This is a genomic window from uncultured Planococcus sp., from assembly GCF_947501725.1.
GTDB lineage: Bacteria > Bacillota > Bacilli > Bacillales_A > Planococcaceae > Planococcus > Planococcus donghaensis_C.
The window spans coordinates 36,679-56,922 of the sequence record NZ_CANMXD010000008.1 but is presented as its reverse complement, the minus strand read 5'-3'; the positions used below and the strand labels follow the sequence as shown (position 1 = coordinate 56,922).

Sequence of the window (20,244 nt, the reverse complement as noted above, 5' to 3'; positions counted from 1 at the left end):
AGGCTGCCATGTAGCTCTGACGGGCATAAGACAGGCCAACGAAGCGGCGTTCTTTGCCGTATAGTTGGATTGGCTTATGACCCAAGGAGCTGGCCGACAAAAAAAGGTTCCGGGTCAGATGACCTGGAACCTTTTTTGATTTAATTACCGTGCTGCAAACTGTACAAGTCCAGCGATGATAAAGATAAGGGCGAAAAATCCAAAGGATACGACGAAGCCCATACCCGCGTCGATTGCATCGTTACGTTTGGACTGTACATTCTGTTCAAATTCATTCATTGAAATCCCTCCTAATTCCTTCTAATTATAAGCGAAGACAACGCAAAAATCTAGATTGAAGTGGACATAAAGAGATGAAATTGTGCGTTGACACATAACTGTCAAATACCCAAAGCGGCAAAAATCCGATATAGTAGAGAGAGGGGAGGCTGATAAGATGATTACTTCCGTGTGGAAATCCATACGCAGCGGACAAATAGACCCTGTTTATCTCATTGTAGGAACAGAAAGCTATTTTATCGAAAAAACTTTGGATTTATTAAAAGATAAATTAACGGATGGCGGCGAATTGGAGCTGACTTTTTTCGATTTGGATGAAGTGCCTGTCGAACATGTCATCGATGAGGCGGATACCATTCCTTTCTTCAGTGACCGCAAACTGATCATTGCGCGGAACGCATCGTTCCTGAAAGCGGCGGAACGCGGCAAAGAAAAAATCAATCATGACTTGAAGGCATTGGAAGCCTGGCTGGAACATCCGCCAGGCAGCTCAGTCACAATTTTTGTGGCACCTTATGAAAAACTGGATGAACGGAAAAAAGTGACCAAGCTGATGAAGCAGCACACGGTTCTGGTGGAAGCGAAGTCGCTGCAGACAAATGACCTGGAAAGTTGGCTGATGCACGAAGCGAAAAGTTTCGGCAAGGGCATCGATTTGAAGGCCGCACAAAAGCTGATGGAGATGGCCGGCACGAATCTGACGCTGCTGTCTTCGGAAATCGAAAAGATGTCACTTTACCTCGGCGCAGCTGAAGGAAATATCACAGTGGAGCTTGTGGAAGGGATGACGGCGCGGACCCTCGAACAGGATGCCTTCAAAATGCTGCAGTCCTATTTGGATGGAGACGTCAGCGGGGCGCTCAGCGTCTATTATGATTTGCTGCGGCAAAAGGAAGAGCCCGTCGCGCTGACGGCATTGCTGGCCTCGCAGATCCGATTTATGATTCAAGTCTATTATCTGCAGAAAAAGGGCTATCATGCCCAGCAGATTTCCAAGCAATTGAAAGCCCATCCTTACCGGGTCAAGCTGCTGGTGGAAAAACGCCAGCAGATTTCCGAGAAGCGCCTATTGCAGGTGCTCGGCGATTTGGCGGCGATCGACCTGCAGCTGAAAACAGTCAGCGGCAACCGTGACCGCATCCTCGAATTCTTTATCATGAAGCGTGCGGGACAGATGAAACGCTGAAAAGAATAGAAAAAAGCCGGTTCCTCTAAAGGAACCGGCTTTTTTAAGGTTTTACGCTTGTTTCATCAAGCGAGCTTTTTTACGGGATGCAGTGTTTCTGTGGATCAAGCCTTTAGAAGCAGCTTTTTCTACCTGTCTAATCGCCGCTTTAACAGAATCGCTAGCGTTATCGTCTTTGTTAGTCAAAGCAGTTTCAGCTTTCTTAACAGATGAACGCATTGCTGATTTCACATGTGAGTTTTGAGCGTTTTTAGTTTCGTTCGTGCGCACACGTTTGATTGCAGATTTAATGTTTGGCATATCTTTCACCTCCTAGACAAATAAGAAAGAGAGGAAATTATCCCAACTCTTTAATGTCTCTATACAACATGAGTTATTTTATCAAATCGACGGAAAGAATGCAATAGATACATGCAAAGAAGTTTTCCTTGACAGTGAAATGAATTCTGGGGCTTTCATTGCTCAATGGGTGCTGTACTGCTATAATTCATAGTAGTTTGTATAGGAGTGTGGACCATGAACCAAGAACAGAGATTAGCGCGTCAAAGCAAAATACGTAATTTTTCGATCATCGCCCATATCGATCACGGGAAATCTACGCTTGCCGACCGTATACTGGAAAGAACAAACGCCCTTACGTCTAGGGAAATGAAAGAGCAGCTGCTTGATTCTATGGATTTGGAACGTGAACGCGGCATCACGATCAAATTAAACGCTGTCCAATTAAATTACACAGCAAAAGACGGCGAAACGTATATCATGCATTTGATAGACACACCCGGACACGTCGATTTCACTTACGAAGTCTCACGCAGCCTTGCTGCCTGTGAAGGCGCCGTTTTGGTCGTTGATGCTGCACAGGGCATAGAAGCCCAAACATTGGCGAATGTTTATTTAGCCTTGGATAATGACCTTGAAATTTTGCCGGTCATCAATAAAATCGATTTGCCTGCTGCCGATCCTGAGCGTGTACGGCAGGAAGTGGAAGAAGTTATCGGACTGGATGCCTCTGAAGCCGTTCTTGCTTCGGCGAAAGCGGGTATTGGGATCGAAGAGATCCTTGAACAAATCGTCGAAAAAATACCAGCACCTACAGGTGACCCGAGTGCGCCGTTAAAAGCCATGATTTTCGACTCGCTTTATGATCCGTATCGTGGAATCGTTTCGTATATCCGTATTGTTGAAGGAACGGTCAAGCCTGGCGACACAATCAAAATGATGTCTAGCGATAAAGAGTTTGAAGTTATCGAAGCAGGAGTGTTCACACCGAGAGCCACGCTCCGGGAAGAATTGACGGTTGGAGATGTAGGATTCCTGACGGCTGCCATCAAAAATGTGGGTGATGCACCGGTGGGTGATACCATCACTCATGCAAGAAAACCGGCATCGGAAGCATTGCCAGGATACCGCCGTTTGAACCCGATGGTTTATTGCGGACTTTATCCAATTGATACGTCTAAATACAATGACTTGCGTGACGCACTCGAAAAACTGGAATTGAATGATGCGGCACTTCAGTTTGAACCGGAATCTTCCCAGGCACTGGGCTTCGGCTATCGCTGTGGTTTCCTTGGTTTATTGCATATGGAAATTATTCAGGAGCGGATTGAACGCGAGTTTAATATCGACCTGATCACCACTGCACCAAGTGTTATCTACAATGTCCATATGACAGATGAAGAAGTTCTTAAAATCGATAACCCGGCCATGATGCCCGATGCACAAAAAATCGATTATGTAGAAGAACCTTATGTCAAAGCAACGATCATGGTACCGAATGATTATGTCGGTGCTGTTATGGAAATATGCCAGAAAAAACGCGGAAATTTCCTGACGATGGATTATCTGGATAATTCACGTGTCAGCATCATTTATGAGTTGCCGCTGGCGGAGATTGTCTACGATTTCTTCGATCAATTAAAATCCGGCACAAAAGGATACGCCTCTTTCGATTATGAGTTGATCGGCTATAAAGAGTCAAAACTCGTGAAGATGGATATTCTGCTTAATTCGGAGCAGGTCGATGCTCTCAGTTTCATCGTTCACCGTGACTTCGCCTATGAACGCGGCAAAGTCATCGTCGATAAATTGAAGAACTTGATTCCGCGCCAGCAGTTTGAAGTACCGATCCAAGCCGCTATCGGTCAAAAGATCGTTGCGCGCCAGACCATCAGCGCCATGCGTAAAAACGTCCTGGCCAAATGTTACGGGGGAGACATTTCCCGTAAGCGGAAACTTCTTGATAAGCAAAAAGAAGGTAAGAAGCGCATGAAGCAGGTCGGATCTGTTGAAGTTCCCCAAGAAGCATTCATGGCGATCCTGAAAATGGACGACCAATCAAAATAAACGAAAAAAAGGAGGCGGGAATTTCAGCCTCCTTTTCTTATTAGAAAAGAGGAAATAAAATGGTAAAAGGATTGTATATCCATATTCCATTCTGCCACCAAATCTGTTTTTACTGCGATTTCAATAAAGTCTTTTTCAAAGACCAGCCAGTGGATGCCTACATCGATTCAGTAGGCAAAGAATTGGCTTTATGGAAACAACAGGGAGCACTCGATAAGCCGCTGGAAACGATCTTCCTTGGAGGCGGTACACCAACGTCCCTGACACCTGCCCAATTGGAGAAGCTGCTTGGCTATATCCATCGCTATGTGCCGATGGCTGCCGACCTCGAATGGACCTCAGAAGCCAATCCCGATGAACTGACCAAAGAGAAGATGCAGGTGTTGTTTGACGGAGGCGTCAATCGCTTAAGCATGGGCGTCCAATCATTCGATGAAGATCTGTTGAAACGGCTTGGCCGGACGCACAGCAATTCAGACGTCAAACGCGCGGTCGATTCAGCCCGTTTGGTCGGCTTCGAGAATTTGAGCTTTGATTTGATGTATGGCTTGCCTGGGCAGAGCATGCAGCAATGGGACGACACGCTCGAGCAGGCATTCGCTTTCGACTTGCCGCATTTTTCTGCGTATTCGTTGATTATTGAACCGAAGACGGTTTTCTATAATTTGATGACCAAAGGCAAACTCAATACCGTAACGGAAGATCTGGAAGCTGATATGTATGAAAAGCTGATGAATGAAATGGACAAACGGGGGTTGAAGCAATACGAAATCTCAAACTTTGCGCGTCCAGGGCATGAGTCGCACCATAATTTATTGTATTGGGACAATGTCGAATACATCGGCGTCGGTGCCGGTGCCCATGGCTACGTGGATGGCGTCCGTTATTCGAATGCCGGTCCGTTGAAGAAATACATGGAACCGCTGGATAGAGGCGAACGGCCGATCCTCAATACCCATGAAGTGCCGGTCCATGAAAAGATGGAAGAAGAGATGTTTTTGGGTCTCCGGAAAACGTCCGGCGTTTCCTTGCTGCATTTCCAAGAGAAATTCGAAAAACCGATACAGGACGTATATGGCGCTATATTGGAAAAAGAAATCGCCAAGAAAAATCTGGAGATTGCCGGTGACTTTATCCGTCTGACCAGAAAAGGCCGCTTCGTCGGCAACGAAGTTTTTGAACAATTTTTATTGGCATAAAGCTCTTCCGTTGACATCGCTCATTATATTTGTTAATTTAAATGTAGTATTAGCACTCGGGTACTTAGAGTGCTAACAGAGGTGATGATCATGTTAACAGAACGGCAACTGCTCATCTTAAAGGTGACAGTAGATGATTATATTCAATCAGCTCAGCCGGTGGGATCGAACCAACTCTCCAAGAAACCCGAAATCCCTTTCAGTCCGGCGACGATCCGCAATGAAATGGCGGATTTGGAAGGGATGGGCTTTTTGGAAAAAACACATACGTCTTCCGGACGCATTCCTTCCGAAAAAGGGTATCGCTATTACGTCGACCATCTGTTGACGCCAAGACCGTTGCCGCAGCAGGACATCGTGCAATTGCGCTCAATTTTCGAAGAAAAACTGACAGAGACTGAAGAAGTCATTAAACGCTCTGCAATGATCCTTTCGGAATTGACCAATTACACGTCCATTTTACTGGGTCCTGATGTGCGCAGGCACATCGTCAAGAAATTGTCGATCGTGCCATTGACGCAGGACGCGGCGGTTGCGATTATCGTAACCGATTCGGGTCATGTGGAAAATCGGGTATTTTCCATTCCGCCTGGGCTCAACCCGTCGGATATAGAAAAAATGGCGAATATCCTCAACGAACGGCTGGTCGGGGTATCGCTGAACAATCTGCATCTGCGGCTCGAACAAGAGACCTTGACGATTTTAAAGCAGCATGTAGAACGTTATGGCGAACTGTTCCATACGTTCAGACAAGCGGTTTTACTGCCGCATGATGATGAAAACATCTATTACGGCGGAAAGCTCAACATCCTGAAACAGCCGGATTTCCACGATCTTCAAAAGATCAGGGATTTGATGGATGTTATGGAAGAAGCCAAGCACATTCCGATGATCCTGCCAGTAGGAAGCCAAGGCCTCCACATTCGAATCGGCTCGGAAAACACGCTGTCGGCAATGGAAGACTGCAGTGTCATTACGGTGTCGTATGATATCGGAGAAGAACAGACGGGTTCGATCGCTATAGTCGGTCCGAAACGGATGGATTATAAACGCATCGTGTCCATATTGGATCTATTGAGCGGCGATTTGTCGAAAGAGCTGACCCGTATATTCAAAGGAACGTGAACAAAGGAGGAATAGATTTGTCTAAAAAAAAGGAACCATTAAAAACCGAAGAACAAGAAGTAGCTGAAGATATGGCTGCGAAAGAGCCTGTCACTGAAACGGTTACGGAAGAGCAAGCGGAATTCGCTGACTCGGAAACTCCGGAAATCGACCTTACTGCTGATCAGGAACAAGAAGAAACAGTTGACGAAACTGAAGAACTTCGCAAACAGCTTGAAGCAGAGCAAAACAAATATTTGCGCCTATTGGCCGATTATGATAATTTCAAACGGCGTACTCAAATAGACAAAGAAATGGCCAATAAGTTCCGCTCGCAATCCTTGCTGTCGGATATCCTGCCGGTACTGGACAATTTCGAGCGCGCATTATCGCTCCAAACCACCAGTGAAGAATCCGCTTCCCTATTGAAAGGCGTCGAGATGGTGCAAAAATCCCTGATCGAAGCAGTGAACCGGGAAGGCCTGGAAGAAATCAAAGCTGTGGGGGAACCATTCGATCCGAATTTCCACCAAGCGGTCATGCAGGAAAAAGATGATTCAGCTGAAGCAGGAACTGTTCTGCAGGAATTGCAAAAAGGCTATGTCCTGAAAGGGCGAGTACTTCGTCCGGCAATGGTGAAAGTAAACGAATAAAAATTATTGGAGGAATTCTTAATGAGCAAAATTATCGGTATTGACTTAGGTACAACAAACTCAGCAGTCGCAATTCTAGAAGGCGGCGAACCAAAAATCATTCCAAACCCAGAGGGCAACCGTACAACACCTTCTGTTGTAGCTTTCAAAAACGGTGAACGCCAAGTCGGCGAAGTGGCAAAACGCCAGTCGATCACGAACCCGAACACCATCCAGTCTGTAAAACGATTGATGGGTACACAGGAAAAAGTGACAGCTGAAGGCAAGGAATACACGCCTCAGGAAGTTTCTGCAATGATTCTTCAATACATCAAAGGGTACGCTGAAGAATATCTTGGCGAAAAAGTAACAAAAGCGGTTATCACAGTTCCTGCTTATTTCAATGACGCAGCGCGCCAGGCAACGAAAGACGCTGGACGCATCGCAGGCCTTGAAGTGGAACGGATCATCAACGAGCCGACTGCAGCAGCACTTGCATACGGCTTGGATAAAATGGACAAAGATGAAACGGTTCTTGTCTATGACCTTGGCGGCGGTACGTTCGACGTATCGATCCTTGAGCTTGGCGATGGCGTTTTCGAAGTAAAATCCACTGCCGGCGATAACCGTCTGGGCGGCGATGATTTTGATAAATTGGTCATCGATTATTTGGTGCAGGAATTCAAGAAAGAAAACGGCATCGATTTGTCGAAAGATAAAATGGCTACTCAGCGCTTGAAAGATGCTGCTGAAAAAGCGAAAAAAGACCTTTCAGGCGTTTCTTCAACTCAAATCTCATTACCGTTCATCACTGCAGGAGAAGCCGGACCGCTTCACTTGGAAGTTACAATGAGCCGTGCTAAATTCGATGAATTGACTTCTTCATTGGTTGAACGCACAATGGGGCCAACTCGCCAGGCATTAAAAGATGCAGGGGTTTCAGCTTCTGAACTTGACCGTGTCATCCTTGTCGGTGGTTCTACACGTATCCCGGCTGTACAGGAAGCGGTCAAGAAAGAGACAGGAAAAGATCCGCATAAAGGCGTTAACCCGGATGAAGTTGTAGCAATGGGTGCTGCAGTCCAGGGCGGTGTTTTGACTGGTGATGTTAAAGACGTTGTACTATTGGACGTAACACCATTATCACTTGGTATTGAAACAATGGGCGGCGTGTTCACGAAATTGATCGAGCGCAACACAACGATCCCGACTTCGAAATCACAGACATTCTCAACTGCCGCTGACAACCAGCCAGCTGTAGATATTCATGTATTGCAAGGGGAGCGCCCGATGGCAGCAGCCAACAAAACGCTTGGCCGTTTCCAATTGGCTGATATCCCGCCAGCACCGCGCGGCGTGCCACAGATCGAAGTAAGCTTCGATATCGACAAAAACGGTATCGTCAGCGTTAAAGCGAAAGATCTTGGAACACAAAAAGAGCAGACCATCACAATTCAATCCAACACTTCATTGACTGACGACGAGATCGAACGCATGATCAAGGAAGCGGAAGAAAATGCAGAAGCGGATGCGAAAGTGAAAGAAGAAGTGGAACTTCGCAACGAAGCGGACCAAGCTGTCTTCACAACTGACAAAACAATCACTGATCTTGGTGAAGTTGTTTCTGAAGAAGAGAAAAAACAGGCGGAAGATGCACGCGACGAACTGAAAGCGGCATTGGAGTCGGACAATATTGAAGATATCCGTGAGAAGAAAGACAAACTTCAGGAAATTCTTCAAGGCCTTTCGATGAAAGCTTATGAGCAGGCAGCAGCAGCTCAGCAAGCCGGACAAGAAGAAGGCGCAGCCCCAGGCAACGACGATGTAGTTGACGCTGAATTCGAAGAAGTAAACGATGATAAAAAGTAAGACCTTGAAAAGTCAAAGCAAAGCAACATGCTTTGGCTTTTTCAATGTTTTTGCAACAGTGATTTAAACCGTGTACAATTACAGTTGATTGCTAGAGGGAGAGTGACTTATGAATAAGCGAGATTATTATGAAGTACTTGGCGTATCCAAGTCCGCTTCTAAAGAAGAGATCAGAAAAGCTTACCGGACTTTATCGAAAAAATTCCATCCGGATATCAATAAAGAAGCCGATGCTTCCGAAAAATTTCAGGAAGTAAAAGAAGCCTATGAAGTATTGAGCGATGAGCAGAAACGTGCGCAGTACGATCAATATGGCCATCAGGATCCGAATCAGGGCTTTGGCGGCGGATTCAGCGGCGCCGATGGTTTCGGTTTCGACGATATCTTCAGCACCTTCTTTGGCGGCGGTTCGAGACGCCGTGACCCGAATGCTCCACGTAAAGGCGATGATCTGCAATACTCGATGACCATCGATTTCATGGATGCCGTATTCGGCAAAGAATCGGAAGTTGAAATTCCGAAAGATGAGACATGCGACACGTGTGATGGTTCTGGAGCTAAGCCTGGAACCAAGAAGAAAACATGTCCGTATTGTGAAGGCTCCGGCCAGATGAATGTTACACAGGACACGCCTTTTGGCCGTATGGTCAACCGTCGCGCCTGCCAGCATTGTGAAGGAACCGGTCAGATCATTGAAGAGAAATGTACAACTTGCCACGGCGAAGGAAAAGTGCGCAAAGTCAAAAAAATCAAAGTCACCATTCCAGCGGGTGTCGACGATGGCCAGCAATTGCGTGTTACAGGCCAAGGCGCGCCGGGTGTCAACGGGGGCCCTGCAGGAGACCTGTATGTCGTTTTCCGCGTAAGACCGCATAAACAATTCCAGCGGGAAGGCGATGACATTTACCTGGATATTTCAATCACCTATCCACAGGCTGCTTTGGGTGACGAGATTGAAGTACCGACCATTTCCGGTAAAGTGAAATTGAAGATTCCAGCTGGTACACAAAGTGGAGCGCGTTTCCGCTTAAAAGGCAAAGGCGTCAAAAATGTACATGGTTACGGAACCGGTGATCAACACGTCATTGTCCGCATCAAAACACAGACAAAACTGAGCGAAAAACAAAAGCAGCTACTGCGTGAATTCGCAGAAATCAGTGGAGATATCCCTGAAGAACACAGCAGCTCTCTTTTTGAAAAGATCAAACGCACCATTAAAGGTGAATGATTAGAGCTGTAAAGGATGAAGAGTTCATTGTTCGTGGTGAGTTAAAGCAATTCAAATTTTGCAGACAGAAGACTCTTGCGTAAAGCAGGAGTCTTACTGACTGTAGAAGCGAAAAGGAGCTGGGCAGAATTGAAATGGTCAGAACTTGCGATCCATACGACAAATGAAGCGATTGAAGCGGTTTCCAACATTATGCACGAAGCAGGAGCAAGTGGTGTAGTCATTGAGGATTCAGAAGACTTGACGAAAGAAAGAGAAGATCGCTTCGGCGAGATCTATTCGCTGGATCCGGAAGACTTTCCAGTAGATGGAGTTGTTCTGAAAGCTTATTTGCCGGTCAACAGTTTCCTGGGCGAGACGATAGAAGCCATCAAGTCGGCGATCAACAACCTGGTTGCATTCGACATCAACCTGGGCAAGAACGAAGTGACCATCAGCGAAGTGAACGAAGAGGAATGGGCAACATCCTGGAAAAAATACTACCATCCCGTGAAAATTTCCAAACGCTTCACGATTGTTCCGACGTGGGAAACGTATAATCCGGTGTCGAGTGATGAATTGATCATCGAATTGGATCCGGGAATGGCGTTCGGGACAGGAACCCATCCGACCACTGTCATGAGCCTCCAGGCGTTGGAGAAGATTGTACAGCCGCACGACCGTGTCATCGATATCGGTACGGGATCAGGTGTATTGGCAATCGGAGCGGCATTGCTGTCCGCCAAAGAAGTTTTTGCGCTGGATTTGGATGAAATTGCTGTGAAAGCAGCAGGCATCAATGTCAAGCTGAATAAAGTCCAAGACATTGTAACGGTGGAAGAAGGCAATCTGGTCGATAAAATAGATCAGCCGGGTGATGTGGTCGTCGCCAATATTCTGGCGGAAGTCATCATGTCATTTACTGATGACGCATTCGGCATCGTTAAGCCAGGTGGCCGCTACATCACTTCAGGCATCATAGCAGCGAAAAAGAATGATGTAAAAAACGCTCTTGAAGCTTCCGGGTTTGTCATTGAAGACGTCATGATGATGGAAGACTGGGTGACGATCATTTCAAAAAAACCTGAATAACGGGGTGCCACGATGCAGCGATATTTTATAGAAGGCAAGATTCCTGAAAATCGAATAGTGGCGATAACCGGCGATGATGCAAAGCACATCGCCAAAGTTATGCGCCAAACAGCCGGTGACTACTTGATTGCGGTCATGGAAGGCGATGCCTATCTTGCAAAGATAGTGGCAGCTGACTTTGATGTGGAAGTAGAGCTGGGCGAAATACTGGAAACCCAGGTGGAGCTGCCGAAAAAAGTGACGATCGCCTGTGGATTGCCGAAAGGCGACAAGCTGGATTTAATCACCCAGAAAGCGACTGAGCTCGGGATGTATGCCCTGCTGCCATTTTCGGCAGAGCGTTCCATCGTAAAATGGGATAGTTCCAAAAGTGAGAAAAAGATCGGACGGCTCCAAAAAATCGCCAAGGAAGCAGCGGAGCAGTCGCATCGGACACATGTTCCTGAAATACATGGTGTCCATAGCTTCCAGCAATTGCTGGCCAAAGCTTCTTCTTCCTATGACACAATTATCGTGGCCTATGAAGAAGAGGCGCGGGAAGGCGACAGAACGCGGTTTGCCGAAATTTTGAAATCAATGTATGATAAAGATTCAGTCCTGATCGTTTTTGGTCCGGAAGGTGGAATTTCTGAAAAGGAAGTGGCGGCACTGAAAAGCGCTGGAGCCATCTTCACTTCTCTCGGCCCCCGTATTCTGCGGACAGAAACGGCGCCTTTGTATGCATTGGCAGCCATTTCCTGCGAATTCGAATAGAGCTGAGGGTTTGTTCCGGACATCATCAAAATTATTGGGTACTGAGCTGCAGTGACATTTCCCGGTTGGGGGAGATTGCCTGATAGACAATATGACTTTTTAATAGAATGGGGATTTTAAATCATGACAAACATCGCATCATATATTGACCATACGTTATTGAAGCCCGAGTCGACAGAAATCCAGGTCGTTCAATTGTGTAAAGAAGCGGCTCAATTCAAGTTCGCGTCTGTATGTGTAAATCCGACATGGGTTGAAACAGCAGCAGCCGAGCTTGCCGGCAGCGGAGTGAAAGTATGCACCGTCATCGGATTTCCGTTAGGAGCATCAACTCCTGAAACAAAAGCATTTGAAACCACTGACGCTATTTCAAAAGGCGCCGGTGAAATTGATATGGTCCTGAACGTCGGCGCATTGAAAAGCGGCAATACCGACCATGTAAAAAAAGATATCGAAGCTGTTGTCAATGCGGCAAAAGGCAAAGCGATCGTAAAAGTGATCCTTGAAACCTGCCTGTTGACTGACGACGAAAAAGCCACTGCTTCACGCTTGTCCAAAGAAGCGGGAGCTGACTTCGTAAAAACTTCTACGGGCTTCTCAACGGGAGGAGCTACTGTAGAGGACGTTAAATTGATGCGCCGGACAGTCGGTCCTGAGTTGGGAGTTAAAGCTTCCGGCGGCGTACGCAGCCTGGAAGATGTTGAAGCGATGATCGAAGCGGGAGCTACACGCATCGGAGCAAGCTCTGGCGTGAAAATCATGCAGGGACTAACTTCAGATTCCGATTATTAACTATTGACCTTTTTTAGGGGATACGGTATAATTTCTGAGTATATAACACTTGTTGTTCTTCGCTTCAACGTGTGTTCGGAGGGAGGGAAAAAGAGATGTCAAAAACTACAGTTCGTAAAAACGAATCGATTGAAGATGCTCTTCGCCGCTTCAAACGCACTGTTTCTAAATCTGGAACAATGCAAGAGGTAAGAAAGCGCGAGTATTATGATAAGCCGAGCGTGAAACGTAAATTAAAATCAGAAGCTGCGCGTAAACGTAAATTTTAATTGACTTTAAGAAGTATAATCGACTTTTAAAAAATATGAACGACCAGCTTAAACCATCGACATGTTCAACGTGTCGATGGTTTTTCTATTTGTCACATTTGTAAGCGCATTCTTTCGTTATTCAAGATGCTTTCCTTTATAATGGAATTATATAGGGTAAGTGGAATTGGGCATGCTTTTATCAAGCTGGCACTCATTAAACCCACCATGCCTTTACTGCCATGACAGCTTTCTCCTCAAGTTGATATGCTCCATCCATCTGGAACAGAAAGTTGAAACTTTATTCCTGTTCATCCGTATATATACAAACAGTAAATTTGTAATGCGAAAGGAGAGATCCCATTGAGCAGAGTCAAAGTCTTTATTGGTTTTGGACTTTTACTGTTATCGTTTCTGCTCATGCTCCCGGCTATCCAGGCTGACACTTCGACAGTGTATGTCATACCGATCGAAGATGAAGTCGAAAGAGGACTGCAGGCTTTTATCGAACGGGGCATTGAAGAAGCGGAAGACGCTGGAGCCGAAGCCATTATATTTGAAATAGATACACCCGGTGGTTTTGTGGACGCGGCAGATGGCATTGCCCGCCTGTTAAACAAAACTTCACTGGATACATTGGCTTTCATCAACCGGGATGCCCTTTCAGCAGGTGCATTCCTGGCTTTGCACAATGATGAAATTTACATGCATCCAAACGGCCGCATTGGAGCGGCACAGGTGATCGACATGTCTGGAAATGCGGCTGCTGATAAGGCGAACAGTGCTTGGCTGGCTTCTATGAGAAGCGCAGCTGAGACAGCAGACCGTAATCCCGAGTATGCATTGGCTATGGCAGATGCCTCAATCAGCCTGCCTGAACTGGGCTTGGCTGAAGGGGAACTATTGACTCTCGGTGCAACAGAAGCCGAGCAGGTGGGCTACTCGGAAGGAACTGTAGCTTCCCTGGACGAATTGCTTGTTTTAAAGGGCTTTGAAGATGCCGCTGTAGTGACGATCAATGAGACTTTTTCGGAAAGTCTGGCCCGTTTTCTGACCAACCCGATCGTCGTGCCGATCCTCTTATCTTTTGCGGGGTTAGGTTTGCTGCTTGAACTGTTTACACCGGGTGTCGGTATTCCGGGACTCATCGGCCTGTCCTTTTTGCTGCTGTTCTTTTATGGCCATCTGGTGGCGGGCTTAGCTGGCTACGAATCCATCATTCTCTTGGTTATCGGGTTCGGGCTTTTGGTGGCGGAGTTCATCATTCCAGGCGGTGTCGCCGGATTCCTGGGAATTGCTGCCATTCTCGGCAGCATTCTTTTGGCGGGAGGAGACCTGAAGACCACCGCCATAGCAGTACTAATTGCAATGATAGTAGCAACAGTGGGGATGGTGATTGTAGTGAAATTCTTTGGTAAACGGCTTGATTTGTTCAAACGGATTATCTTGACTGATGCCACCGATACGGAGCATGGCTACGTATCGACTACAAATCGCCCGGAACTTGTCGGTAAGATTGCTCATTCAGTGACGGCACTTCGTCCATCCGGTACCATCCGGCTGGATGACGAACGCATCGACGCTGTCTCTGAAGGCAGGTTTATCGACAATGGGAAGGATGTTAAGATAATCAAGGTAGAAGGTTCACGAATTGTTGTTCGCGAACTTGAAAAACAAGAGGAGGAATAAGAGAATGGGACTTGAAACAATTGGTTTAGGTGCAGCAATAATAGGGATTATCATCATTTTGGCAATTTTCTTCACTTTTGTGCCAATCACTTTATGGATTTCAGCATTGGCGGCAGGGGTAAAAATCAGTATCTTTACACTGATCGGGATGAGATTGCGCCGGGTTATTCCATCACGGATTGTAAACCCGCTGATCAAAGCGTCAAAAGCAGGATTGACTGTAAGCATCAATCAATTGGAAAGCCATTACTTAGCCGGCGGTAACGTTGACCGCGTCGTCAATGCATTGATTGCGGCTCATCGCGCCAATATCGAATTGCCATTTGAACGTGCTGCAGCCATTGACCTTGCAGGTCGTGATGTATTGGAAGCAGTTCAAATGTCCGTTAACCCGAAAGTTATCGAAACACCATTTATTGCAGGTGTGGCGATGGACGGAATCGAAGTTAAAGCAAAAGCCAGAATTACAGTTCGTGCCAATATTGACCGTCTAGTCGGTGGTGCAGGTGAAGAAACAATCGTTGCCCGTGTGGGTGAAGGTATCGTTTCGACACTCGGTTCCAGTACGAGCCATAAAAAAGTTCTTGAAAACCCGGACTTGATTTCCCAGACAGTCCTATCGAAAGGTTTGGACTCCGGTACGGCATTTGAAATCCTATCGATTGATATCGCAGACGTTGATATCGGCAAAAACATCGGAGCGGAATTGCAGACAGAACAAGCTGAAGCAGATAAGAAAATTGCACAGGCTAAAGCTGAAGAGCGTCGCGCAATGGCCGTAGCAAGCGAACAGGAAATGAAAGCGAAAGTTGTGGAAATGAGAGCGAAAGTTGTGGAAGCGGAAGCGGAAGTGCCGCTTGCAATGTCCGAAGCGCTTCGAACAGGAAATATCGGTGTTATGGATTATGTCAATTATAAGAATGTCCAAGCGGATACAGGTATGCGAGAGTCCATTTCGAAAACTGGCATGGATAAATCTGACGATAAATAATGGGCGTGGACCATAAGGGAGGTTTGTCGTATGGAAGCTCTCATATTTGGACTGGTCATCATGGCGATAAGCACTTTTTTCAGTAAAGGGAAAAAGGGTTCAGCCGATGATGATACTCCGGCAAGGCCGGTCTCGACACCACAATCAACTGGTAGGGACAACCGTTCCGGACAAAGAACGTTCAAACGAGTAGAAGATTATGCGAAAGAAATTTATGGAGAACTGCAGAATCAAAAAAAACAACAGCCTGAACGAACAGAACAGGTCAAGAGAAAAGCTGAAGAAGCCGTAAAACGGACTCCGGTTCGGGAAGCGCGCAAGGAAGTGCAGCGTCGTGTGACTTCCCGAAATAAACAAAGTGAAATACAGGATCTTATTTCAGCATCGGAAGCGCGGGTCTTACAAAATGATTCAGCTGCTCCACGAGCAGAAAAAAGCAATGATGAACTTTTGCCATTAAGTGGTGAAGACGTCCGAAGAGGCATTATCATGGCGGAAATTTTAATGCCGCCTAAGTCTAAAAGGTAGCAGCAGTCGTCCAGTGGAAACTGGGCGACTTTTATTTATATAAATAATAATATTATGTAAACAAATAGCGTGATTTAATTTAATTATCGATGTTCAATCTTTATTCTGGGAAGCAGAGGCATGGCTGAGAAAATCTTTTGTACTGGCCATTATCAGACAAATGTTTTACAAGTGATTATCTTTAATGATAGAGTGAAAACAGTAGTAAATACTCGATTCCAAGGAGCGTCCACATGACAGAAAATAACCTACTCGAATTACATGTGAAAGACCCAAATGAAGCGGTTCAGCTGCTCGGGATATCAGACAATCATTTAACATTAATCGAAGAAGCTTTCGACATTCAAATCATCACCCGTGGTGAAGTCATCAAATTATCCGGTTCCGAAGAAGGCAGGCAGACGGGGAGATTATTAATAGAACAGTTATTGAAGGTAATTCGAAAAAACATCAATATCGATCAGCGTGATATTGTTTCCGCTATCGAAATGGCCAAAAATGGTACGATTGAATATTTTGCAGAACTCTACGACGAAGAAGTGGCGCGCAATGCCAACGGCAAATCCATCCGTGCTAAAACGATTGGCCAACGCCATTACATCCAAGCAGTGCGCAGCAAAGACCTGGTATTTGGAATTGGACCTGCCGGCACAGGAAAAACCTATCTGGCAGTTGTCATGGCCGTGCAGGCATTGAAAAACGGCCAAGTGAAGAAAATCATTTTGACACGTCCTGCCGTTGAAGCGGGAGAAAGTCTCGGCTTTTTGCCGGGTGATCTGAAGGAAAAGGTGGACCCATACCTGCGTCCTCTGTATGATTCCCTGCATGATGTATTGGGACTGGAGCAGACCAATCGCTTGATCGAGCGCGGCACCATAGAAATTGCCCCTCTCGCTTACATGAGAGGACGCACTTTAGACGAAGCATTTGTCATTCTTGATGAAGCACAGAATACCACCAAAGCGCAGATGAAAATGTTCTTGACGCGTCTTGGCTTCGGTTCGAAAATGATCATTACCGGAGATAAAACGCAGATCGATTTGCCGAAGGGAGCAGAATCTGGATTAATTGCGGCTGAGACGATTCTAAAAGGTGTCCGCAACATCCATTTCCAGTATCTTGAAAGCGGCGATGTGGTTCGTCACCCGCTAGTTGCAAAAATCATAGAAGCCTATGAAAATCAGCCTACCTAAAAAAGATGAGGAAAGATGCAGGGAGCGTTCCCTGCATCTTTTTTTTTCGTTGAATTCGGTCTTGCCTAGATTGTTTAAACCCATAAATATGGAGATAATTTCAAATTTTTAGAAATACACGGTGAAATCCATTTCTTTAGTTGTTATGATGGAAATAAGAAATGCGGGGTGTATGGCATGCGTCAACGAGCACAAAAAATCTTCGAAAAAATGGGTTACCGAAAATTGATAGCGATTGGCATCTTATTGACCGGCTTGATGCTCTATGCTTTTTTGATGGACTCCGTTCAGGGAGATACATATGATATCCGGTTATTCCAATTATCATCCGAAACCATCCGCTCTGAAAAAACAGTAGAAGATCCGATTAAAACGGAGTTGGAAAGACAACGGCTGGCGGAAGAAGTGGCACCGAGCTATCAATTCATGGATGAAATTGCCGCTAACCAATCTGCTGTAATCGAATCCCTTTTCGGCTATATACTCGATGCGAAAGCTCCAACTGAAGAAGAGCAGGAAGAACTTTCCCAAGAAGCGATGATTGCAGAGCTTAGGGAAGAATTGCGCTTGATGGAGACCAGCGAAAATGGCCTCCGTTTAACAGAAGACATGTTGAATTCTTTAGTATCACTGCCGACTGAAAGACTCGTTGAAGTCCAAGAAGAATTAGACCGGCTGCTTCAATCTTATTTAAGCGAACCGATACGCGTTGAGGAAGTCGCGCGAATCCGTACGGAAATTGAACAGGATATCCGGCGCAATGAACAGATTCCAGCTGACGTGGTCCAAGCGGCAGTGGCTGTGGGCCGTTTCGGCATCATCCCGAACGAACTGGTCAATGAGGAACTGACAGCAAGCCAGGTTGAGCAGGTGCGAAGCAGTGTAGAGCCAACGCGCATACTCCAGGGACAGGTCCTTGTCCAGGAAGGGCAGATAGTGGATAGGGAAGTCTATCGACAACTGGAACTGGCTGGAATGACAGAAGAGCAGTTGAACTATAAACCGTTGCTCGGGCTATTGATTTTTGTTTTGATCGCTATGGGACTCTTGCTGACGGTGATCTCCCGTTCACAGAAGGATGACAGAAATAAAACGACTGAACTGCTGGTCATGATTGTAGCAATCGCCATTTCGCTTTCGCTTATGAAGTTATTGTATGCGGTCAGTGGAAATTTTGATCTTGTTATTGCCTTTCTTTTCCCAACGGCGCTTGCAGGTATGCTTGTCCGTCTGCTGGTCAATGAGCGGGCAGCTGTCTTTGTGACAATCCTGCTCAGTGCAGCAGCTGGAATCATGCTGCAAAGCGGCTATTCGGCTTCTTTGCAGGTGGATGTCGCCCTTTATATCCTGTTCGGTGGATTGACCGCTATTTACTTGATTGATCGGGATGGCGGCCGAGGACGTCTGCTGCAGATCAGCTTGGCGGTGGCAGGGGCCAACGTACTGTTTGTCGCTTTTTACCTGCTGATCGGACAGGCGCAATACAGCTGGTCGGAAATCGGCTTTTATTTTACAGCTGCTGTTGTATCGGGATTATTGTCCGGTGCATTGGCAATTGGTTTGCTGCCGTTTTTCGAGTCGGCATTCGGGATGCTGTCGGCCATGCGGCTGATCGAGCTGTCCAATCCGAATCATCCATTATTGAAAAAAATCTTGATGGAAACGCCGGGCACCTATCACCATAGCCTGATGGTCGCCAATTTGGCGGACGCTTCCTGTGAAGCGATTGGTGCCAACGGCCTGCTGGCCAGAGTCGGCTGCTATTACCACGATATCGGCAAAACCAAACAGCCGCAGTTCTTCATTGAAAATCAAGTGAATATCGAAAATCCGCATGACCGTCTGCCGCCGGAAAAAAGCCGGGACATCATCCTCGCGCACGGTGTGCAAGGAGCCCGGATGCTTAAAAAATACAAGATGCCCAAGGAAATTGTGGATGTGGCGGCGCAGCACCACGGCACCAGCTTATTGAAGTTCTTCTATTACAAAGCGAAAGAAACGGATCCAGATACCAAAGAGGAGTCCTACCGCTACGTAGGGCCAAAGCCGCAAACCAAGGAAATCGCCATCATCTGCATTGCGGACAGCCTGGAAGCAGCTGTGCGTTCGATGAAGGAACCAACATCAGAAAAGATAAAAAAATTGGTGGAATCGATTGTAGAAGATAAACTGAAGGATGGGCAATTCGAGGAATGTGATATATCCTTGAAAGAGCTGAAGAAAGTAAAAGCGGTTATGTGCGAAACCTTGAATGGCATCTTCCATTCCCGCATCGAATATCCGAAAGAAACCAATTGACAGGAGGAACTGCTATGATTGCAATCGATTTTATGGATGAAACGGAAAGCCTGAAACAGCAGGAACTGGATTTTGTGCAAAAAATACTGGAGCACGCAGCAAAAGAAGAGGGATTGGGTCAGTCAGAAGTATCAGTGACTTTCGTCACCAATGAAATGATCCGTGACATCAACCGCGAATACCGCGGCAAAGACCAGCCGACAGATGTCATTTCGTTTGCTATGGAAGAATTAGGCGAAGGGGAAACGGCCATCATCGGTTCACCCGAGCCGAGGATGCTAGGCGATATCATCATTTCGCTGGACCGTACAAAAGAGCAGGCCGCCGATTACGGCCATTCGTTCGAGCGTGAACTGGGCTTTCTGGCTGTCCACGGCTTTTTGCATCTGCTGGGGTATGACCATATGACAGAGGAAGAAGAAAAGAAAATGTTTTCCCGTCAAGAGGAGATCCTGGTTTCACTCGGCATCACGCGTGATAAGCATGACGGCGCGTAGATTTTTCCGCTCTTTCCAATTTGCAGCTCAAGGCATCGGGAACGCCTTAAAGCGTGAACAAAACATTCGCTTTCATTTTCTGGCTGCTGTAATTGTCGTGCTGGCCGGTTGGTTGACAGGGCTGTCCTACTTGGAATGGCTGATGGTCATCCTGTTGATCGGCGGCATGATCGCGCTGGAGATGGTCAACTCGGCCATCGAACGGGTTGTCGACCTGGCGACAGCTGAGCTGCATCCACTTGCCAAACAGGCCAAGGATATGGCGGCAGGTGCCGTTTTGGTATTTGCGGCAGCAAGTGCTATAATTGGATTACTGATATTTCTACCCAAATGGTTTTAAA

At 46.5% G+C, this 20,244-nt stretch carries 20 protein-coding genes; 18 read left to right on the top strand and 2 right to left on the bottom strand.

Features of this window, described 5'->3' with window-relative positions:
- Positions 1 to 144: 144 nt before the first annotated feature.
- Complete coding sequence (locus Q0785_RS12690) at positions 145 to 279, bottom strand: YqzM family protein (protein ID WP_008431587.1); 135 nt, start codon at positions 277 to 279, stop codon at positions 145 to 147.
- A 157-nt stretch (positions 280 to 436) separates the two neighbouring features.
- On the opposite strand from Q0785_RS12690, the gene holA reads away from it, so the two are divergent.
- Positions 437 to 1,465 (top strand): DNA polymerase III subunit delta, encoded by a 1,029-nt coding sequence (gene holA, locus Q0785_RS12685; protein ID WP_298830301.1) that lies wholly within the window; start codon positions 437 to 439, stop codon positions 1,463 to 1,465.
- A 51-nt stretch (positions 1,466 to 1,516) separates the two neighbouring features.
- On the opposite strand, the gene rpsT is transcribed toward holA, so the two are convergent.
- Positions 1,517 to 1,765, bottom strand: coding sequence for a 30S ribosomal protein S20 (gene rpsT, locus Q0785_RS12680; protein WP_223638044.1), 249 nt, complete (start codon positions 1,763 to 1,765; stop codon positions 1,517 to 1,519).
- Between the two features lie 216 nt (positions 1,766 to 1,981).
- Between rpsT and lepA the strand changes: the two genes are divergently transcribed.
- From lepA to Q0785_RS12595, 17 genes are all read left to right on the top strand, one after another.
- Positions 1,982 to 3,811, top strand: coding sequence for a translation elongation factor 4 (lepA, locus tag Q0785_RS12675; protein ID WP_223638042.1), 1,830 nt, complete (start codon positions 1,982 to 1,984; stop codon positions 3,809 to 3,811).
- Positions 3,812 to 3,870: 59 nt separating this feature from the next.
- Positions 3,871 to 5,010: a radical SAM family heme chaperone HemW gene (gene hemW / locus Q0785_RS12670; protein WP_298830297.1), complete on the top strand. Its 1,140-nt coding sequence runs from the start codon at positions 3,871 to 3,873 to the stop codon at positions 5,008 to 5,010.
- Positions 5,011 to 5,100: 90 nt separating this feature from the next.
- A complete protein-coding gene (gene hrcA / locus Q0785_RS12665) occupies positions 5,101 to 6,135 on the top strand; it encodes a heat-inducible transcriptional repressor HrcA (RefSeq protein ID WP_223638037.1) in 1,035 nt (344 codons plus the stop codon).
- Positions 6,136 to 6,152: 17 nt separating this feature from the next.
- Entirely contained in the window at positions 6,153 to 6,767 is a 615-nt protein-coding gene (grpE, locus tag Q0785_RS12660; RefSeq protein WP_298830295.1) for a nucleotide exchange factor GrpE, read from the top strand.
- A gap of 21 nt (positions 6,768 to 6,788) precedes the next feature.
- Positions 6,789 to 8,615 (top strand): molecular chaperone DnaK, encoded by a 1,827-nt coding sequence (gene dnaK / locus Q0785_RS12655; protein ID WP_298830294.1) that lies wholly within the window; start codon positions 6,789 to 6,791, stop codon positions 8,613 to 8,615.
- A 109-nt stretch (positions 8,616 to 8,724) separates the two neighbouring features.
- The gene (dnaJ, locus tag Q0785_RS12650; RefSeq protein WP_298830292.1) at positions 8,725 to 9,843 is read left to right on the top strand and encodes a molecular chaperone DnaJ; all 1,119 of its coding nucleotides are present in this window, start codon (positions 8,725 to 8,727) and stop codon (positions 9,841 to 9,843) included.
- Between the two features lie 129 nt (positions 9,844 to 9,972).
- On the top strand, positions 9,973 to 10,914 hold the full coding sequence (gene prmA, locus Q0785_RS12645; RefSeq protein ID WP_298830290.1) for a 50S ribosomal protein L11 methyltransferase: 942 nt from the start codon (positions 9,973 to 9,975) through the stop codon (positions 10,912 to 10,914).
- 12 nt (positions 10,915 to 10,926) lie between these two features.
- Positions 10,927 to 11,667, top strand: coding sequence for a 16S rRNA (uracil(1498)-N(3))-methyltransferase (locus Q0785_RS12640; RefSeq protein WP_298830288.1), 741 nt, complete (start codon positions 10,927 to 10,929; stop codon positions 11,665 to 11,667).
- Between the two features lie 123 nt (positions 11,668 to 11,790).
- Positions 11,791 to 12,459 carry a deoxyribose-phosphate aldolase gene (gene deoC, locus Q0785_RS12635; protein ID WP_298830286.1) on the top strand — a complete coding sequence of 223 codons (669 nt, stop codon included), beginning with the start codon at positions 11,791 to 11,793 and terminating at the stop codon, positions 12,457 to 12,459.
- Positions 12,460 to 12,554: 95 nt separating this feature from the next.
- Positions 12,555 to 12,728 carry a 30S ribosomal protein S21 gene (gene rpsU / locus Q0785_RS12630; protein ID WP_006828698.1) on the top strand — a complete coding sequence of 58 codons (174 nt, stop codon included), beginning with the start codon at positions 12,555 to 12,557 and terminating at the stop codon, positions 12,726 to 12,728.
- A gap of 342 nt (positions 12,729 to 13,070) precedes the next feature.
- On the top strand, positions 13,071 to 14,396 hold the full coding sequence (locus Q0785_RS12625; protein ID WP_298830264.1) for a nodulation protein NfeD: 1,326 nt from the start codon (positions 13,071 to 13,073) through the stop codon (positions 14,394 to 14,396).
- Between the two features lie 4 nt (positions 14,397 to 14,400).
- Entirely contained in the window at positions 14,401 to 15,387 is a 987-nt protein-coding gene (gene floA, locus Q0785_RS12620) for a flotillin-like protein FloA (RefSeq protein WP_223638019.1), read from the top strand.
- Between the two features lie 30 nt (positions 15,388 to 15,417).
- Positions 15,418 to 15,915 carry a hypothetical protein gene (locus tag Q0785_RS12615; protein ID WP_298830261.1) on the top strand — a complete coding sequence of 166 codons (498 nt, stop codon included), beginning with the start codon at positions 15,418 to 15,420 and terminating at the stop codon, positions 15,913 to 15,915.
- Between the two features lie 233 nt (positions 15,916 to 16,148).
- Entirely contained in the window at positions 16,149 to 17,108 is a 960-nt protein-coding gene (locus Q0785_RS12610) for a PhoH family protein (RefSeq protein ID WP_298830260.1), read from the top strand.
- A 177-nt stretch (positions 17,109 to 17,285) separates the two neighbouring features.
- Entirely contained in the window at positions 17,286 to 19,406 is a 2,121-nt protein-coding gene (locus Q0785_RS12605; protein ID WP_298830258.1) for an HDIG domain-containing metalloprotein, read from the top strand.
- Between the two features lie 14 nt (positions 19,407 to 19,420).
- Complete coding sequence (ybeY, locus tag Q0785_RS12600) at positions 19,421 to 19,903, top strand: rRNA maturation RNase YbeY (protein ID WP_298830256.1); 483 nt, start codon at positions 19,421 to 19,423, stop codon at positions 19,901 to 19,903.
- Positions 19,890 to 20,243 carry a diacylglycerol kinase family protein gene (locus Q0785_RS12595; RefSeq protein WP_298830254.1) on the top strand — a complete coding sequence of 118 codons (354 nt, stop codon included), beginning with the start codon at positions 19,890 to 19,892 and terminating at the stop codon, positions 20,241 to 20,243. Before ybeY ends, Q0785_RS12595 begins: the two co-directional genes overlap by 14 nt.
- Position 20,244 lies beyond the last annotated feature (1 nt).

Coding starts and splice junctions, on each gene's coding strand:
- Q0785_RS12690 (WP_008431587.1), bottom strand. CDS start 279: ATGAATGAATTTGAACAGAATGTACAGTCCAAACGTAACGATGCAATC.
- holA (WP_298830301.1), top strand. CDS start 437: ATGATTACTTCCGTGTGGAAATCCATACGCAGCGGACAAATAGACCCT.
- rpsT (WP_223638044.1), bottom strand. CDS start 1,765: ATGCCAAACATTAAATCTGCAATCAAACGTGTGCGCACGAACGAAACT.
- lepA (WP_223638042.1), top strand. CDS start 1,982: ATGAACCAAGAACAGAGATTAGCGCGTCAAAGCAAAATACGTAATTTT.
- hemW (WP_298830297.1), top strand. CDS start 3,871: ATGGTAAAAGGATTGTATATCCATATTCCATTCTGCCACCAAATCTGT.
- hrcA (WP_223638037.1), top strand. CDS start 5,101: ATGTTAACAGAACGGCAACTGCTCATCTTAAAGGTGACAGTAGATGAT.
- dnaK (WP_298830294.1), top strand. CDS start 6,789: ATGAGCAAAATTATCGGTATTGACTTAGGTACAACAAACTCAGCAGTC.
- dnaJ (WP_298830292.1), top strand. CDS start 8,725: ATGAATAAGCGAGATTATTATGAAGTACTTGGCGTATCCAAGTCCGCT.
- Q0785_RS12640 (WP_298830288.1), top strand. CDS start 10,927: ATGCAGCGATATTTTATAGAAGGCAAGATTCCTGAAAATCGAATAGTG.
- deoC (WP_298830286.1), top strand. CDS start 11,791: ATGACAAACATCGCATCATATATTGACCATACGTTATTGAAGCCCGAG.
- rpsU (WP_006828698.1), top strand. CDS start 12,555: ATGTCAAAAACTACAGTTCGTAAAAACGAATCGATTGAAGATGCTCTT.
- floA (WP_223638019.1), top strand. CDS start 14,401: ATGGGACTTGAAACAATTGGTTTAGGTGCAGCAATAATAGGGATTATC.
- Q0785_RS12615 (WP_298830261.1), top strand. CDS start 15,418: ATGGAAGCTCTCATATTTGGACTGGTCATCATGGCGATAAGCACTTTT.
- Q0785_RS12610 (WP_298830260.1), top strand. CDS start 16,149: ATGACAGAAAATAACCTACTCGAATTACATGTGAAAGACCCAAATGAA.
- Q0785_RS12605 (WP_298830258.1), top strand. CDS start 17,286: ATGCGTCAACGAGCACAAAAAATCTTCGAAAAAATGGGTTACCGAAAA.
- ybeY (WP_298830256.1), top strand. CDS start 19,421: ATGATTGCAATCGATTTTATGGATGAAACGGAAAGCCTGAAACAGCAG.
- Q0785_RS12595 (WP_298830254.1), top strand. CDS start 19,890: ATGACGGCGCGTAGATTTTTCCGCTCTTTCCAATTTGCAGCTCAAGGC.